The organism is Micromonospora sp. NPDC047762 (genome assembly GCF_043204655.1).
Taxonomy (GTDB): domain Bacteria; phylum Actinomycetota; class Actinomycetes; order Mycobacteriales; family Micromonosporaceae; genus Micromonospora.
Window position 1 is genome coordinate 1 of record NZ_JBIDCQ010000013.1, and the last position, 15,604, is coordinate 15,604.

Annotated in this window: 10 protein-coding genes; 5 read left to right on the forward strand and 5 right to left on the reverse strand. The window is 70.6% G+C overall.

The annotated features are described in order from the left end of the window. Positions 1-162: 162 nt before the first annotated feature. Both ACGF3C_RS30490 and ACGF3C_RS30495 read right to left on the reverse strand, forming a co-directional pair. Positions 163-885 (reverse strand): dienelactone hydrolase family protein, encoded by a 723-nt coding sequence (locus ACGF3C_RS30490; RefSeq protein ID WP_393227183.1) that lies wholly within the window; start codon positions 883-885, stop codon positions 163-165. Between the two features lie 64 nt (positions 886-949). Then, the gene (locus tag ACGF3C_RS30495) at positions 950-1,138 is read right to left on the reverse strand and encodes a hypothetical protein (RefSeq protein WP_238671532.1); all 189 of its coding nucleotides are present in this window, start codon (positions 1,136-1,138) and stop codon (positions 950-952) included. A gap of 19 nt (positions 1,139-1,157) precedes the next feature. Between ACGF3C_RS30495 and ACGF3C_RS30500 the strand changes: the two genes are divergently transcribed. From ACGF3C_RS30500 to pulA, 5 genes are all read left to right on the forward strand, one after another. Further along, complete coding sequence (locus ACGF3C_RS30500; RefSeq protein ID WP_393227185.1) at positions 1,158-1,982, forward strand: hypothetical protein; 825 nt, start codon at positions 1,158-1,160, stop codon at positions 1,980-1,982. A gap of 37 nt (positions 1,983-2,019) precedes the next feature. Beyond that, entirely contained in the window at positions 2,020-2,409 is a 390-nt protein-coding gene (locus ACGF3C_RS30505; protein WP_357234833.1) for a hypothetical protein, read from the forward strand. Between the two features lie 98 nt (positions 2,410-2,507). Further along, positions 2,508-3,182, forward strand: coding sequence for a hypothetical protein (locus ACGF3C_RS30510; RefSeq protein WP_357234830.1), 675 nt, complete (start codon positions 2,508-2,510; stop codon positions 3,180-3,182). A 151-nt stretch (positions 3,183-3,333) separates the two neighbouring features. Continuing rightward, entirely contained in the window at positions 3,334-4,029 is a 696-nt protein-coding gene (locus ACGF3C_RS30515; protein ID WP_393227187.1) for a cellulose binding domain-containing protein, read from the forward strand. Between the two features lie 109 nt (positions 4,030-4,138). Beyond that, positions 4,139-9,634, forward strand: coding sequence for a pullulanase-type alpha-1,6-glucosidase (pulA, locus tag ACGF3C_RS30520; protein ID WP_393227189.1), 5,496 nt, complete (start codon positions 4,139-4,141; stop codon positions 9,632-9,634). 81 nt (positions 9,635-9,715) lie between these two features. Here the strand turns inward: pulA and ACGF3C_RS30525 are convergent, their stop codons facing one another. The 3 genes from ACGF3C_RS30525 to ACGF3C_RS30535 all read right to left on the reverse strand — a co-directional run bounded on the left by ACGF3C_RS30525 (position 9,716) and on the right by ACGF3C_RS30535 (position 15,503). Further along, the gene (locus ACGF3C_RS30525; protein ID WP_393227191.1) at positions 9,716-11,374 is read right to left on the reverse strand and encodes a hypothetical protein; all 1,659 of its coding nucleotides are present in this window, start codon (positions 11,372-11,374) and stop codon (positions 9,716-9,718) included. Between the two features lie 287 nt (positions 11,375-11,661). Beyond that, positions 11,662-13,554 carry a hypothetical protein gene (locus ACGF3C_RS30530; RefSeq protein ID WP_393227193.1) on the reverse strand — a complete coding sequence of 631 codons (1,893 nt, stop codon included), beginning with the start codon at positions 13,552-13,554 and terminating at the stop codon, positions 11,662-11,664. 467 nt (positions 13,555-14,021) lie between these two features. Further along, complete coding sequence (locus tag ACGF3C_RS30535) at positions 14,022-15,503, reverse strand: aminopeptidase P family protein (protein WP_357260514.1); 1,482 nt, start codon at positions 15,501-15,503, stop codon at positions 14,022-14,024. Between the last annotated feature and the right edge of the window lie 101 nt (positions 15,504-15,604).

A 15,604-nucleotide genomic window follows, 5' to 3' on the forward strand; every position in this document is an offset into this window, starting at 1 on the left:
ACAAACCGCCCACCCCGTCACCCTGCCGAACCCGACACGACGGCCACGGCGGCATGATCCACTCCGGTTCCCTGAAAACGCGGTGTCCCGCTGCCAGAGACCCCCCAACATCACGGAACCCGAGTCGGTCATGCCGCCTGCCTCGGTACCGGGTGAAAATGGTCAGGTTGCGTCGAGCAGTTCCAGGACCGCGTCGCGGGCGGCCAGGACGGCTGCCTCGGATTGCGGGCCGTGGTTGAGGATGTCGAAGGAGTGCTGCCCGTCCGGCACCTCGATCACCTGCATCGGCCAGCCCTTGGCGGTCGCCGCGGGGAGGAACGCGTCGATACCGGCCAGGACCGGCGGGATGTCCTGACCCGCGCGGGTCAGCACCAGTGGCACGTCGGTGCCGGAGCTGAGTGCCTCGACCGGCAGGAACCGGGCGTCGACCTCCCAGCCGGGGAACGGAACGAGCAGCGGGTACGTCAGTGCGATCCCGCGTAGCCAGGCCGGTGGGACGCGCAGCCAGTCGGCCGCGAAGAGGCCGCCGCCGGAGAAGAACCACAGCACCACCCGCTCGGGGTCGACCCGCGGATCGGCGCGGACCTGCTCGACCATGGCGGCGATGTCGTCGGCTGCGGCGGGCAGCGCGGACAGGTCGGACACCTGGTAGCTGACCAGTGCGGTGACCACGCCGCTCGCGGCGAGCAGCGCGCCGTAGCCGCGGTAGAGCAACCAGTCGCGAGGGTCGGGCGCGTCGGGTGGCAGCGGAGCGCCGTGCACCACCACGACGGCCGGCGCGCGACCGGCGTGGGTGGGCAGGTGCAGGTCGACGTTGCCGTGTCGTTCGACCGGCGCGGCCGGGATGGACAGGACGAAGGGCCGTTGTGCGACGGGCGTCGTCATGGCCTCATCGTATCGATCATCGACCCGCCCGGCTGCCCAACGAGGATCTACAGAGGACGGTGGGTCAGGTCGGGTCGCCGGGTTTCGCGGCGTCGCTGGCCTGGGCGTGCCGCTCCAGCAGCCGCTGCCGGATCTCCTCCGGGGTGTACGCGCGCCGACGCCGTTCGGCCCGGGCGATGACCACGCCGGAGGCCGCGACACCGGCGAGCCCGGCCAGCCCGAGAACTTTCCACCACCGCATTCGTTGCCGCATCGGCCTAGGCTAGACCCTCATGAGCATCAGCCTGGATGAGGCCGTCGAGTTGACCCGCACCGGTGACGTGTGGGTGTTCCGGGGCCGCAGCGTGCCGGACCGGGCGATCCAGTTCACCACCAACAGCCCGGTGAATCACGTCGGGATGGCGGTGGTGCTGGACGACATGCCGCCGCTGATGTGGCACGCGGAGTTGGGCAGGTCGTTGCCGGACCTGTGGTCGGGCAGCCACCAACGTGGCGTCCAGCTGCACGACCTGCGGGACGCCGTCTGCGTCTGGGCCAACCGGTACGGCCAACGGGCCTGGTTGCGGCAGCTCGACCCGCCGGCCGACGCGGAGATGGAGCGGGCGGTGCTGCGGACGATCGCGCGGCTCGACGGCACGCCGTTCCCGTCGACCGCCCAGTTGGCGTGGCGCTGGGTGCGGGGTCGGGTGCCGGCGCTGCCGCGCCCCGGCCGGCTTCCCGCGTTGCCGCACCTCGGTGGGCTGTCGGCGTTGGCACGCCTCGGCCAGCCGACACCTCACCCCAACCGGGCCGAGCGCCCCAACCCGACCGAGCGCCCCAACCCGACCGACCGCGCTGAGCACCCCAACCCGACCGACCGCGCCAACCCTTCCGGCCCGGTCAGCTCGGCCCGGTCGGCGGGGGAGCGGGACCGGGCGCTGGAGACGGCGTACTGCGCCGAGGTGGTGGCGGTGACCTATGAGGCAATGGGGTTGCTGCCGGCGGGTCGACGTCCGAACTGGTACGACCCGGGGCGATTCTGGAGCGGGGACGACCTGGGTCTGGCCGGCGACGCCCGGTTGGGTTCCGAGATCGAGGTTCAGGTGCCGCCCCGCTGAGGTTTGAGCTGTGCGGTGACCGGCAATTGCTGTGGCCGTGAACGCCTCCACGGATCTTGACACGTTGGCCGACTTCTTCGACCGGTACGGCGTGGCGTTGACCTCAGGCGACCTGCCGGCCATCGCCGGCTGCTACGCCCTGCCGGGGCTGGTGGTGGCTGACACCTACAGTTTCTCGTTCACGTCCGCGGCGGCGGTGGCGCTGTCCTTCGTGGGCGCCGCACCCGACTACCAGGACCGGGAGTTGGTCGCGGCCCACGCCCGGATCGAGGACGTTCAGGCGGTGTCCGCGCTGTTGACGATGGTGGCGGTGGAGTGGGAGTTCCTGGACTGTCGGGGGCAGGCGGTGCCGGGGGAGCGGTACCGCTACCTGCTGCGTATCTCGGATGACGGACCACTGATCTGCACTGTCGTCCGGACGGGCTGACCGACGGGGGCCGGTTGGCCCGATCCGTACCCACCCGGTTTCGGGTCCGTGCGGCGCTGGCTACGCTGTCGCGTCGGTGGGGGACGAGGGGAGACCTGATGGCGGTGCGGCCGGACGGTGCGGCAGATTCGCGGGCGGCGCGGGTGTTGGCGTCGGTGCCGTGGATCGTGGTGCTGCTCGGCGTGTGCGCGCTGGTGGTGCTCCTCGTGATCGCGCTGCTGGCGTTTCGCACCAGGGAGCGGGACGCGCCGCCGCAGGCCGCGCCTCCGGCGTTCCTGCCGACCGTGCCGGCCGCCGCGTCGGCCACCGGTGGGCCGACTCCGGCCGCCGTGGAGCGGCGCTCGGTGTCACCGCGACCGTCACGCAGTAGCCGGACACCGTCACCGCGGGCCACCGTCACCGGCTCGCCGACTCCGGGGCGGACGAGCGTCCTGATTGCGCCGTCGGCGCAGGACGCGGTCAGCGCCCGGTACGAGGTCGGTTCGAACGGCTGGGACGGGGATTCGGCGGTCCTGTCGATCGCCAACGAGTCGAGTCGGTCGGCGGACTGGCAGGTGGAACTGCTGTTCGACGACGACACCTGGACTCTGCGGGTGGGTGATGACTCGGGCGTCTCGGTGCGGGGGCGCGGGCACGGGGAGTTCGTCCTGCGCGGCACCCGTTCGCTGGACCCGGGCGACTCTCGGACGCTGCGGCTGCGCGTGGGCTGGGGTGACTCGGCACAGCGACCGGTCAAGTGCACAGTCAACGGGGTCGACTGCCGGATCGGCTGAGCCACCGCTGCGCCGCTGCGCCGCTGCGCCGCTGCGCCGCTGCGCCGCTGCGCCGCTGCGCCGCTGCGCCGCTGCGCCGCTGCGCCGCCAAGGCTTTCCGGGCCGGGCCGCCGATCGCTACGCTGCGCGGACGGTCCGCTGAAGGAGGTACATGTCCGGCATGCGCCGTGTTCCGCGCCCACCACACGGTCCGGTGGCGATCGCCACGTCACCCTGGATAGTGGTCGGCGCCGGTGTCGTCGTGATGGTGGTCCTGCTCATCGTGGCCCTGGGCGCGTACCGGGGACGGAGCCCCGCGCCGGACGGCGCGCAACCGCCGGCGCTGCCGGTGCCGTCGGCGGTGGTGGTGGCGCCGAGCGTGCCCACCTCGGTGCCGTCTCCGGCGCCGGTGCTGCCGGGGATATCCGGCCGTGCGAACGGGCTGCCGCCGAGCGCCGCGGCCGGGTCCGCGTCACCATCGGCCGAACCGACGGCCGGTCCCACCGGGAAGCCGGCGGCGACGCTGTCGCCGAGCCGGGCCGCGCCAGGGCAGCCGGCGATGATCGGGCGGTACCGGGTGGTGCAGAGCTTCGACGGGGGCTTCATCGGCGAGGTGGCGATGGTCAACACGTCCACCCGCAGCCGTGGTTGGACGGTGCGGTTGGAGTTCGCCGGTGGACGGCTGGTGACCTCCTGGGTGGAGGGCGTCCCACAGGGGACGATCCGCCAGTTCGACGACGGCTTCACGTACGTCAGCGGGGTCGACGTGTCGCCGGGCGGTTCGGTGTCGTTGCGGTTCCACATGGAGCGGGCTCCCACCACGCCGCGGGAGTGCACTGTGGACGGGACGCGCTGCAACGGGCTCTGACCGGCGCTTCCGCAAGGACGTGCTGTGTTGCGACCATGTTTGCAAGGTATTGCAGAATGTTTCGGCAAGGGTTAGCGTGCGGCCAATCAGCGACCAGAGGAAGGCGTCGATGAAACCCCCGCCGATACCGCGCACCGCCCTGCTGGCCCTTGCCTCCCTGCTCACCGTCACGCTCGTCGGCGCTCCGGTCGCCGTGCAACCCGCCGCCGCAAGCCCCCGGCCGTCCGACGACGCCCCAACCGCGATCGGCGGCGCGACCCAGTGGCGCGCCGAACCCTCCGCCGAGGCGCTGCTGAAGGCCGGCGGCAACTCTGCCCGAGCCGAGCAGTTCTACTTCGTCCTGCCGGACCGGTTCGCCAACGGAGACCCCCGCAACGACCGGGGCGGCCTCACCGGCGACCGGCTGCGGACCGGCCTCGACCCGACCGACAAGGGCTTCTACCACGGCGGCGACCTCAAGGGCGTCATCGACAAGTTGGACTACATCCAGGGGATGGGCACCACTGCCATCTGGCTCGCCCCGATCTTCAAGAACCGGCCGGTGCAGGGTGCCGGCAACGACATCTCGGCCGGCTACCACGGTTACTGGATCACCGACTTCACCCAGGTGGACCCGCACTTCGGCACGATGGAAGAGATGAAGCGGCTGGTCAAGCTCGCCCACCAGCGTGGCCTCAAGATCTACCTTGACGTGATCGTCAACCACACCGCCGACGTGATCAAGTACGCCGAGGACAGGTACGCGTACGTGGACAAGGCGACCTCGCCGTACACCGACGCGCAGGGCCGGGCGTTCGAGGACCGCAACTACGCCGACGGCTCCCGGGCGTTCCCGCCGGTCGACAAGGAGTCCTTCCCGTACACGCCGACGTTCGCCGACTCGAAGGACGCGAGCGTCAAGGTCCCGGCCTGGCTGAACGACGCGACCATGTACCACAACCGGGGTGACTCCACCTTCGCGGGCGAGAACAGCGAGTACGGCGACTTCTTCGGCCTCGACGACCTGTGGACCGAGCGTCCCGAGGTGGTGCGGGGTTTGACCAAGGCGTACGGGGACTGGATCGGCGCGACCGGCGTCGACGGCTTCCGGTTGGACACCGTGAAGCACGTCAACATGGACTTCTGGCCGCAGTTCAGCCAGGGCATCGAGCGGGCCGCGGAGAAGGCCGGCAAGAAGGACTTCTTCATGTTCGGCGAGGTGTACAGCGCCGACCCGGAGATCAGCTCCAGCTACGTCCGCCAGGGTGGTCTGCCGGCCACCCTCGACTTCGCCTTTCAGGAGGCCGCGCGGGGCTTCACCGCCGGTGCCGGCTCCGCGAAGGCGCTCGCCGACGTGTACGCCCGCGACGACCTCTACGCGGCCCGGGACACCGACGCGGGTCGGTTGACCACCTTCCTCGGCAACCACGACATGGGCCGGATCGGATCGTTCATCGCCGGTGGTGGCAGCGACCCGGCCAGCCACCTGCGTCGTGACCAGCTCGCGCACCAGTTGATGTTCCTGACCCGGGGCCAGCCGGTGGTCTACTCCGGCGACGAACAGGGCTTCACCGGCCCCGGCGGGGACAAGGACGCCCGGCAGGACATGTTCGCGTCGAAGGTTGCCGACTACCTCGACGACGACCTGCTCGGCACCGACCGTACGCACGCCAGCGACCAGTTCGACCCGACCCACCCGCTGTACCGGACCATCGCCGAACTGGGCCGGCTGCGCCAGGCCCACCCGGCGTTGCGCGACGGCGTGCAGGTCACCCGGTACGCGGCTGACGGGCCGGGCGTCTTCGCCGCCTCCCGGATCGCCCCGTCCGACCGCACCGAGTACGTGGTGGCCGTGAACAACGCCGACACCGCGCAGACTGTCACGGTGGACACCTGGTCGGCCGGCGCCACCTTCACCGGCATCTACGGCGGCACCGACCGCGCCACCGCTGGCGGGGACGGCGAACTGACCCTCACCGTGCCGCCGTTGTCAGCGGCGGTGTACCGGGCCGGCAAACCCGTCGCACCGGCGGCCGACAAGCCGACCGTCACCATCACCAGCCCGGTTCCGGACGCGGCGGTCGCCACCAGGGCAGCGGTCACCGCCCGGGTGACCGGCGACCCGCTGGCCACCGTCACCGTCGCGGCGCGGGTGGCCGGCGGCCGGTGGACACTGCTGGGCAGCGCCGACCACGCCCCGTACACGGTGCAGCACGACCTGACCGGACTGGCCGGCGGCACCCGGGTCGAGTACAAGGCGGTGGTCCGCGACGGCCGGGGCCGTACCGCCACCGCCCGGTCCACCGCCGTCGTGGGAACCCCGCCGCAGGGCAGCTCCCGGGAGTGGGCGGTGGTGCACTACCAGCGCCCGGCCGGAGGGTACGACGACTGGGGGCTGTACGCCTGGGGGGACATCGACCCGGCGTACGTCACCGAGTGGCCGAAGGGGCAGCCGTTCGCCGGGGAGGACTCCTACGGCCGGTTCGCCTGGGTGAAACTCAAGCCGGGCGCGACGTCGGTGAACTTCCTGGTTGTCGACAAGGCTGGTACGAAGGACGTCGCCCAGGACCGCAGCATCGACGTCACCCAGACCGGCGAGATCTGGCTCAAGCAGGGCGACCCGGCGATCTACCCGAGCAGGCAGGCGGCCGCCGGAGAACCGGAGCCGCCGGTCGAGGAGGGCACCGCCGTGCTCCACTATCGGCGGGCCGACGGCAACTACGACGGCTGGGGCCTGCACCTGTGGGACGGCGCGGCCAACCCGACCGAGTGGTCCGCCCCGCTGCGGCCGAGCACCGTCGACGCGTTCGGGGCGGTGTTCCGGGTGCCGCTGGCGACCGGTGCCACCGGCCTGAACTACATCATCCACAACGGCGACACCAAGGACCTGCCCGACGACCAGCGGCTCGACTTCGCCAGCGCCGGCCGGGAGGTGTGGCTGCTCGCCGCCACGCCCGGGCGTCTGCTGCCGTCGACGGCCACCACCGCCAGCGGAGACACCGACATCGGCAAGCAGGAGGCGCACTGGATCGACAGGTCCACTGTGGCGTGGCGGACACCGCCGACCGACGGCAGGACGTACGCGTTGGTCACCGCGCCCACCGGCGGGGTCAGCGTGGTCGACGGCGAGCTGACCGGCACGTACACCACGATGCCGCTGCGGGCGCAGCGCAACGGGCTCACCGAGGCCCAACGCGACAGGTTCCCGCACCTGTGGTCGTACCGTAGCTTCGCCCTGGACCGGGCGGACCTGGCCAAGGTCCCGGCGGCGCTGCGGGGGCAACTGCTGGTCACCGAGCGCGACGCCGAGGGCGCGCTGCTCGCCGCGACCGGCGTGCAGATCCCGGGCGTGCTCGACGACGTGTACTCCCGCGCGACCGACGCCACGCTCGGGCCCACCTTCGCGGGGCGGACGCCGAGCCTCGCGCTCTGGGCGCCGACCGCCCACAGCGTGCGCCTGCACCTGTTCGACTCGCCCACCGCCGCACCGAAGACGGTGCCGATGCGCCGCGACGACCGTACCGGCGTCTGGTCGGTGCGCGGTGACCACACCTGGACCGGCAAGTTCTACCGGTACGAGGTGCGGGCGTGGCAGCCGGCGGCGCAGCGGACGGTCACCGCGTCGGTGACCGACCCGTACTCGGTGGCCCTCGCCGCCGACTCCACGCACAGCCAGCTCGTCGACCTGAACGACCCGGCGCTGGCACCTCCCGGGTGGCGCACGCTGCGCAAACCGGCACCGGTGCCGGCCGCGAAGGCGCAGATCACCGAGTTGTCAGTGCGGGACTTCTCCATCGCCGACGACACCGTGCCGGCCGGGCGGCGGGGGACCTTCCTCGCGTTCACCGACCCGGGAACCGCCGGCATGACCCACCTGCGGGCGCTCGGCGACGCCGGGGTCAACTACCTGCACCTGCTGCCGGCGTTCGACTTCGCGACGATCCCCGAGAAGCGGGCCGACCAGCGGCAGCCGGCCTGCGACCTGGCGGCGCTGCCACCGGACTCGCCCGAGCAGCAGAAGTGCGTGGCGGCGGTCGCCGAGACCGACGGTTACAACTGGGGGTACGACCCGCTGCACTACACAGTGCCCGAGGGCGGCTACGCCGTCGACCCGGTCGGCGCGGCGCGGACCACCGAGTTCCGGCGGATGGTCGCCGGGGTGAACGACGCCGGGCTGCGGGTGGTCATGGACGTGGTCTACAACCACACGTCGGCGGCCGGCACGGACGCGAAGTCGGTGCTCGACCAGATCGTGCCCGGCTACTACCACCGGCTGCTGGAGGACGGCGCGGTGGCCAACTCCACCTGCTGCGCCAACACCGCTCCAGAGCACGCCATGATGGGCAAGCTGGTGGTCGACTCGCTGGTCACCTGGGCACGGCAGTACAAGGTGGACGGCTTCCGCTTCGACCTGATGGGCCACCACCCGAAGGCGAACATCCTGGCCGTCCGGGCGGCCCTGGACCGGTTGACCGTCGCCCGCGACGGCGTGGACGGCAAGGCGATCATGCTCTACGGCGAGGGCTGGAACTTCGGCGAGGTCGCCAACGACGCCCGTTTCGTCCAGGCCACCCAGGCCAACATGGCCGGCACCGGCATCGGCACCTTCAACGACCGGCTGCGCGACGCGGTGCGCGGCGGCGGACCATTCGACGAGAACCCGAGGGTGCAGGGTTTCGCCTCCGGGCTCTACACCGACCCGAACGGCGACCCGGTCAACGGGTCACCGGCCGAGCAGAAGGCCCGGCTGCTGCGTGCCCATGACCTGATCAAGGTGGGGCTCACCGGCAACCTGCGCGACTACCGGTTCACCGACAGCGCCGGGCACGAGGTCACCGGGGCGCAGGTCGACTACAACGGCTCCCCGGCCGGCTACACCGCAGCGCCCGGGGAGGCCGTCACCTACGCCGACGCGCACGACAACGAGATCCTGTACGACGCCTTGGCGTACAAACTGCCGCAGGCCACCTCGGCGACCGACCGTTCCCGGATGCAGGTGCTGGCGTTGGGCACTGTGGTGCTGGGACAGGGCACCGGGTTCGTCACCGCCGGCACCGAACGGTTGCGGTCGAAGTCGCTGGACCGCAACTCGTACAACTCCGGTGACTGGTTCAACCGGATCCGCTGGGGTTGTGAACGGGGCAACGGGTTCGGCGCCGGTCTGCCGCCCGCGCCCGACAACGAGGACAAGTGGCCGTACGCGAAGCCGCTGCTGGCCGACCCGGCGCTGGTGCCGGACTGCGCGGCGATCAACACCACCGACGCCCGCTACGCCGAGTTGCTGCGCGTCCGGGCGTCGTCGCCGGTGTTCGGGCTGGCCACCGCCGAGCAGGTACAGCGACGGGTGGCGTTCCCACTGTCCGGTGCGCAGGAGACGCCGGGTGTGCTGACCATGACCCTGGACGCCAGTGGGCTGGGCGGGCCGTGGAAGTCGCTGACCGTCGTCTTCAACAGCACCCCGTCGGCGGTCGACCAGACGGTGACCGGACTGCGCGGAGCGGACGTGGCACTGCACCCGGTGCTTGTCGACTCGGCCGACCCGGTGCTGCGTACCGCCTCGTTCGACCGGGCGGCCGGCACCTTCACCGTACCGGCGCGCAGCGTGGCGGTCTTCGTCCAGAAGTGACGTGAACCGGCCCCCTTCCGCGTCTCGCGGAAGGGGGCCGGCCCGTTGTGCTGGCGCTACGCCGTGCTCACAGTGAGGTGATCAGGCGAAGCAGTTCTCGATGGTGCCGCCCGGAATGGCCAGGCAGTTGGTCGGACGGTTCGCGGTGATGGCGGACTTGTCGTCCACGTTCACGTCTCCGAAGAAGCTGAAGACACCGCCCGGCTCGAAGGTGGAGAAGTTGTGGGCGACCTTCGTCTTCGACAGGTTGACCTCGCCGAAGATGTTGAAGATTCCGCCGCCGACCCCGATCGGGCCGATGGCCCGGTTACCGGCAACCTCGCTGTCGCGCAGCGTCGTGACGCTGAAGGCGTTGAAGAGCCCGCCGCCGAAGAAGCCGGCGGTGTTGTCCTTGATGCTGCTCTTCTCGAACGTGACAGCGCTGTCGAACGCGATGGCCACACCGCCACCGACACCGGCGGTGCTGTTCCGCTCCACCGAGACCTCGTGCAGGTTGAGCTGGCTGTCCGCTGCGGCCAGGCCGCCGCCGGCGAGGACCGCGGTGTTCGAGACGAACTTGGTCCCGTACGCCGTGGTGTTGCCCTCGATGTCGAGGTAGCCACCGCCGAAGCCCAGCGTCTCGTTGTCGTTGATCTCGGCCTTCTTGAGCTCGACCGTTCCGCCGTCGACGTCGTCGGCGAAGATCCGAGCGGCGCCGTTGGAGATACCGCCACCACCGATGATGGCCGTGTTGTCGGTGATCTTCGACTCCTCGACCTTGAGCAGGCCGGCGTTGAAGACACCGCCACCGAAGAAGAAGGCGGTGTTACGGGTCACGGTGCTGTGCCAGATCTTCGTGGTGCCGAAGTTGGCCACACCACCACCGTTGCCGCCCGACTGGTTCAGGACGACCTCGGACTCCAGGATCTCGGCGGTGCCGCCCGGCTGGACCAGGATGCCGGCGCCGTCGGTGTCCTCCGGGTACTCCACGAGCGGCGTGACGACACCCGCCTTGGCAGCCGGCGCGGCCTTGGCCGTGACCTTCGGAGCGGCCGTCAGGCCCGCCTTCGGGTTGGCCTGCCGGGCGGTGAGCGCCTGGTTCAGCGGAACGCCCGCCTTCACCTGAGCCGCGATCGCCTCGGAGTCCGAGTACGACGCCCAGACGGCCGCCGGCTCGACGCTGTTGTAGCGTTCGAGGGTCTGTCCACCCTTGATGGTCAGGCCCTTGATGGTGAGGTGACCGCCCGCGCCGACGTTGAGGATGCGGAAGTAGTCCGCGGTGGCTTCCCGGGCGATCGTCGTGTGCTCACCCTTCAGGGTGATGCGCTCGGTGATGACCGGCAGGCCGTTGCCCTGGTAGTCGTTGCGGCTCAGGTTGTAGGTGCAGCCCTTGGCCAGCTCCAGCACACCGCCGTGCTTGTTGTTGGCGAACACGATCGCCTGAATCAGCTTGTCGGTGTCGCAGGGCACCTCCTTCCCGCGCTCGTGGTCCTTGTCCCGGTCCTTGTCCCGGTCCTTGTCCTTGTTCCGGTCCTCGTCCTTGTTCCAGTCGCGCGACTCGTCACCCCGCTGGTCGCCGTCCTTGCTGACCTGTGCGGTGTTCCAGTTCAAGCCGACCGCTCCGGCGCTGCCCGCGACGCCCACCGCCGCGAGACTGATCACGCCCGTCAAACCGGCCACGCCACTGGCGAGCCAGAGCTTGCGGCGGCTCTTTGCCGTCGCCCGCCCGGAGGCTTCGTTGTTCGTTAGGTAGTTGGACATCGGAGCTCTCTGCCCTCTCCTCGTACCAGACAGGGTCGCCGCCGTCAGACGGGCGTCCCCTGCTACAAATCGGTTGTAGCTCCCAAAACCACCGTATGAGAAGGTTCCTCGCCTCGCGGGCTTATCCGAGAGAAGCCCACATTCGGTTCATGTTGCCCCCAGTCGGGCCCGGACCGACACACGGGCCCCCAAGCCGGCCTGCACGCCCCTGACCTGCCCAAATAGGTACGCCCCTCCGAGCCGGTGACGGCTCGGAGGGGCGTTCTATATGGTTCAGCCCCACCCGGTCAGGCGAAGCAGTCCAAAACGTTGAAGCAGTTGGTCGGGCGGTTGGCGGTGACGGCGGACTCGTCGTCCAGCGTCACGGTGCCGCCGAGGCTGTTGAAGATGCCCCCCGGCTCAAGGGTGGAGAAGTTGTGCGCCACCTTCGTCCGGTGGAGCGTGACCTCGCCGCCCTCGGTGTTGAGGATGCCGCCGCCGCGGGCGAACGGACCGACGGCCCGGTTGCCCGACACCTCGCTGTCGCGCAGCGTGGTGACGCTCTCCTCGTTGAAGAGGCCGGCGCCGGAGGAGCCCGCGGTGTTGTCGTTGATTCTGCTGTTCTCGATGGTCGCCACGCTGTCGAAGGCGGCCACACCGCCGCCCGAGCGGGCGGCGCTGTTCTTGACCACAGTGGCGTCCTTGAGGGTGAGCTGGCTGTCCGCCACCGCGACGCCACCACCGTCGAGCACCGCGGTGTTGTCACTGACAGTCGTCTGGTGCAACGTCGTGGTGCCCTCGACATCCAGGACGCCGCCGCCGAAGCCGAGCGTCTCGTTGTCGGTGACCTCGCTCTTGTAGACCCAGACCGAGCCGCCGTCGACGTCTTCGGTGAAGATGTCGGCAGCGCCGTTGGAGATGCCGCCGCCGCCGACGATCCCGGTGTTGTCCTTGATCTTCGACTCGTCGACCTGGAGTACGCCGGCGTTGAAGACACCGCCGCCGAAGAAGAACGCGGTGTTGTGCGCAACCGTCGTCTTGCTGAGCCTGGTGCTGCCGAAGTTGGCCAACCCGCCGCCGTTGCCGCCGGACTGGTTGTAGAGCAACTCGCTGTCCAGGATCTCCGCGCGACCACCGGGCTGCACCAGCACCCCGGCGCCGTCGGTGAACCCAGGCTGCTCGACCAGCGGCACGACCGCCGTACCGGCAACCGGCTTCGCCGCCGCCACCGGCTTGGCCGGGGCGGCCTTGGTGGCAGTCGGGGCTGCCTTGGTTGCTGGCGCGGCCGGCTTGGCTGGCGCTGCCGTCGCGGCCGGCTTGGCGGCTGCCTTTGCGGTGGCCTTGGCAGGCGCTGCCTTCGCGGCCGGCTTGGCAGCGGTTGCTGCCGGCTTCGCTCCCGCTCCCGTTGCCGTTGCTGCTGCCGCTGCTGGCTTGGCGCCGGGCGCGGCAGCGGTCGCCGGCTTCGCGGCGGGCGCCGCCGCTGCCGGTGGCGTGGCAGTGGTCGAGCGGACCTGAGCCGAGTACGGCGCCCAGACCGTCGCCGGGTCGGCGGCTATCGGGTACTGAAGGGTCTGGCCACCCCTGATGCTCAGGCCCTTGAGAGTGAGCTGCCCGCCAGCCCCGACGTTGAGGATGCGGAAGTAGTCGGCAGTGGCTTCGCGGCCGATGGTGGTGTGCTCACCCTTGAGGGTGATGCGCTCGGTGATCACCGGGAGGCCGTTGCCGTCCTGGTTGCGAGTCAGGGTGTAGGTGCAGCCCTTGGCCAGCTCCAGCACGCCGCCGTCATCGTTGTTGGCGAACGTGATCGCCTGGATGAGCTTGTCGGAGTCGCACGGGACCTGCCTGGTGCGGTCCTTCTCGTCGTGCTTGCCGTCCTCGCGGTCCTTGCCATCCTTGCCGGACCGGTCGTCGAAGCCGCTCCAGTCGTCGCCGCCCCACTCGTCGTCCTGACCGCCGTCGTCCTGGGCGCCGCCCTTGTCCGTGCCGCCGTCGTCGCTGACGTTCTCTCGGTTGGTCGATGGCTGCGCGTCCGACACCTGGTCGGACTTGGGCTTGTCGTCCCGAGCGGCGACGCCGCCGAGGGCCGCCAGGCCGACCACGCCGGTCAGCCCGGCTACGCCGGCGACCCAGAGCGCCCGCCTTCGCCGTGTTGGCGGAGCTGTCGAGGCCCCGCCGTCGGTACTCGTTACGTCGTTGGACATCAGAGCCTTCCGCCCTTTCCTGCTACCAGACGGGATCGCACCGCCCGAGGCGCCACGACCAGCTACAAATGGGTTGTAGCCTCTGATCCTCACCGTATGAGAACCATCTTCGCGATGCGGACGTATCCGAGATAACCACGCATTTGGCGCAGGTCAGGTGAGGTAGGCCAACCGGTCCGAGCCGGCGGAAAGGGCCCGAGCAGCACAAACACCGGCGGACGAGCCGTCCCTTGGCCGTCAGGTGTACGGATGCCGAACGGGGCCCGTCCTCCGGGCGTGATCCACTCGGCTTCGCTGAAAACGCGGCATCCGAGCGACCGGGACAGCGCGACTTCACGGAAACCGAGTTGATCACGGCAAAAAGCCCCTGGCCGCCGGCCCTCAGCGAGGGCGGGCGGGCCAGGGGCGCAGCGTGACCCGTCAGCGCCCCCGGGGCGAGGGCACTGGCGGGTAGGCGGGTAGGCGGGTCAGCTGGGCAGGCGGGGCCCGGCTTCGCGCTGCTCGGCCAGCCAGGTCTCCACCTCGTCGGAGGTGCGGGGCAGCCCGGCCGACAGGTTGACCGCGCCGGTCGCGGTGACCAGCACGTCGTCCTCGATCCGGATGCCCACACCCCGCAGCTCGGCGGGGACCAGCTCGTCCTCCGGCTGGAAGTACAGACCGGGCTCGACGGTGAGCACGTAGCCCTCGCCCAGCGCGCCGTCGCGGTACGTCTCCTTGCGGGCGTTGGAGCAGTCGTGCACGTCGATGCCGAGCATGTGGCCGAAGCCGTGCAGCGTCCACCGCCGGTAGACGGTCGACTTCTCGTCCATCGCCTCGTCCACGCTCACCGGCAGCAGGCCCAGGTCGGACAGGCCCTCGGCGAGGACCCGCATGCAGGTCAGGTGGACGTCCTTGAACTTCACGCCGGGGCGGATGGCCTCGATGCCAGCCTGCTGCGAGGCGTACACGATGTCGTAGACCTGGCGTTGCAGGGCGGTGAACCGACCGTTCACCGGGAGCACCCGGGTGACGTCGGCGGTGTAGAGGTTGCGGCCCTCGACGCCCATGTCCATCAGCAGCAGGTCACCCGGTCGGGTGGCGCCGTGGTTGTGGACCCAGTGCAGGATCGTGGCGTGTTCGCCGGCTCCGACGATCGAGCTGTACCCGACGTCGTTGCCGTCGTGACGCGCCCGCAGCGCGAAGACACCTTCCAGGAGCCGCTCGGAGACCGCCCGGTCGGCCGGCAGGATCCGGGCGACGTCCTCGAAGCCGCGTACGGTGGCGTCGATCGCGTCCTGGAGTTGGCCGATCTCCCACTCGTCCTTGACCAGCTTCATCTCCGAGATGGCGATGGCCAGCTCGCGGTCCCGGGCCGGCTGGCCCTCGGTGCGGGGCCCGTCGTAGGGGCGGACGGCCGCGTCCACCTGGGCGTCGAAACCGCGCAACACCCGGGTACGCCCCGGAGCCAGGTCGGCGAGCGTCGCCTCCAGGCCGGTCAGGTCGGCGGTCGGCAGGCCCACCTCGGTCGACTTCTCGCTGAGGGTGTGCCGCCGGCCCACCCACAGCTCGCCGTTGCGGCTGCGGAAGAACTCGTCGGTCTCCCGGGAGGACCGGGGCCGCATGTACAGCGTCGCGTCGTGCCCCGAGCCGTTCGGGCGCAGCACCAGGACGCTGTCGGCGTCGTGGTCGCCGGTCAGGTAGGCGAAGTCGCTGCCCGGCCGGAACGGGTAGTCGGTGTCGTTGGCCCGGACCTTCTCGGTGCCGGTGGGGATCACCAGCGTCTCGCCGGGGAACGCCGCCGAGAGGGCCGCCCGCCGCTTGGCGTAGTTGGGCGTCTCCGGGCGGGGCGTCACGGGAAGCGCGGTGTCGCTCCAACCCTGCCGCATGAAGGACAGGAACGCCTCCGGGAAGTCCGGATCGTGCGATTCCGTACCGTCCGTCGGCGTACCGTCGGTCTGTCCCTCGGTCATTGCGCCGCTCCCTCCGCTTCGTTGCTGGTCCCGACGGTACCGCGCGTCCGGTTGGCGGTGACGCCCCCTCGGAGTCGGGTGGATCGACGGACGGCTGCAAG

Bases quoted from the DNA above. Each gene is read 5' to 3' on its own strand.
- ACGF3C_RS30490 (WP_393227183.1), bottom strand. From the start codon at position 885: ATGACGACGCCCGTCGCACAACGGCCCTTCGTCCTGTCCATCCCGGCC.
- ACGF3C_RS30495 (WP_238671532.1), bottom strand. From the start codon at position 1,138: ATGCGGCAACGAATGCGGTGGTGGAAAGTTCTCGGGCTGGCCGGGCTC.
- ACGF3C_RS30500 (WP_393227185.1), top strand. From the start codon at position 1,158: ATGAGCATCAGCCTGGATGAGGCCGTCGAGTTGACCCGCACCGGTGAC.
- ACGF3C_RS30510 (WP_357234830.1), top strand. From the start codon at position 2,508: ATGGCGGTGCGGCCGGACGGTGCGGCAGATTCGCGGGCGGCGCGGGTG.
- ACGF3C_RS30515 (WP_393227187.1), top strand. From the start codon at position 3,334: ATGTCCGGCATGCGCCGTGTTCCGCGCCCACCACACGGTCCGGTGGCG.
- pulA (WP_393227189.1), top strand. From the start codon at position 4,139: ATGAAACCCCCGCCGATACCGCGCACCGCCCTGCTGGCCCTTGCCTCC.
- ACGF3C_RS30525 (WP_393227191.1), bottom strand. From the start codon at position 11,374: ATGTCCAACTACCTAACGAACAACGAAGCCTCCGGGCGGGCGACGGCA.
- ACGF3C_RS30530 (WP_393227193.1), bottom strand. From the start codon at position 13,554: ATGTCCAACGACGTAACGAGTACCGACGGCGGGGCCTCGACAGCTCCG.
- ACGF3C_RS30535 (WP_357260514.1), bottom strand. From the start codon at position 15,503: ATGACCGAGGGACAGACCGACGGTACGCCGACGGACGGTACGGAATCG.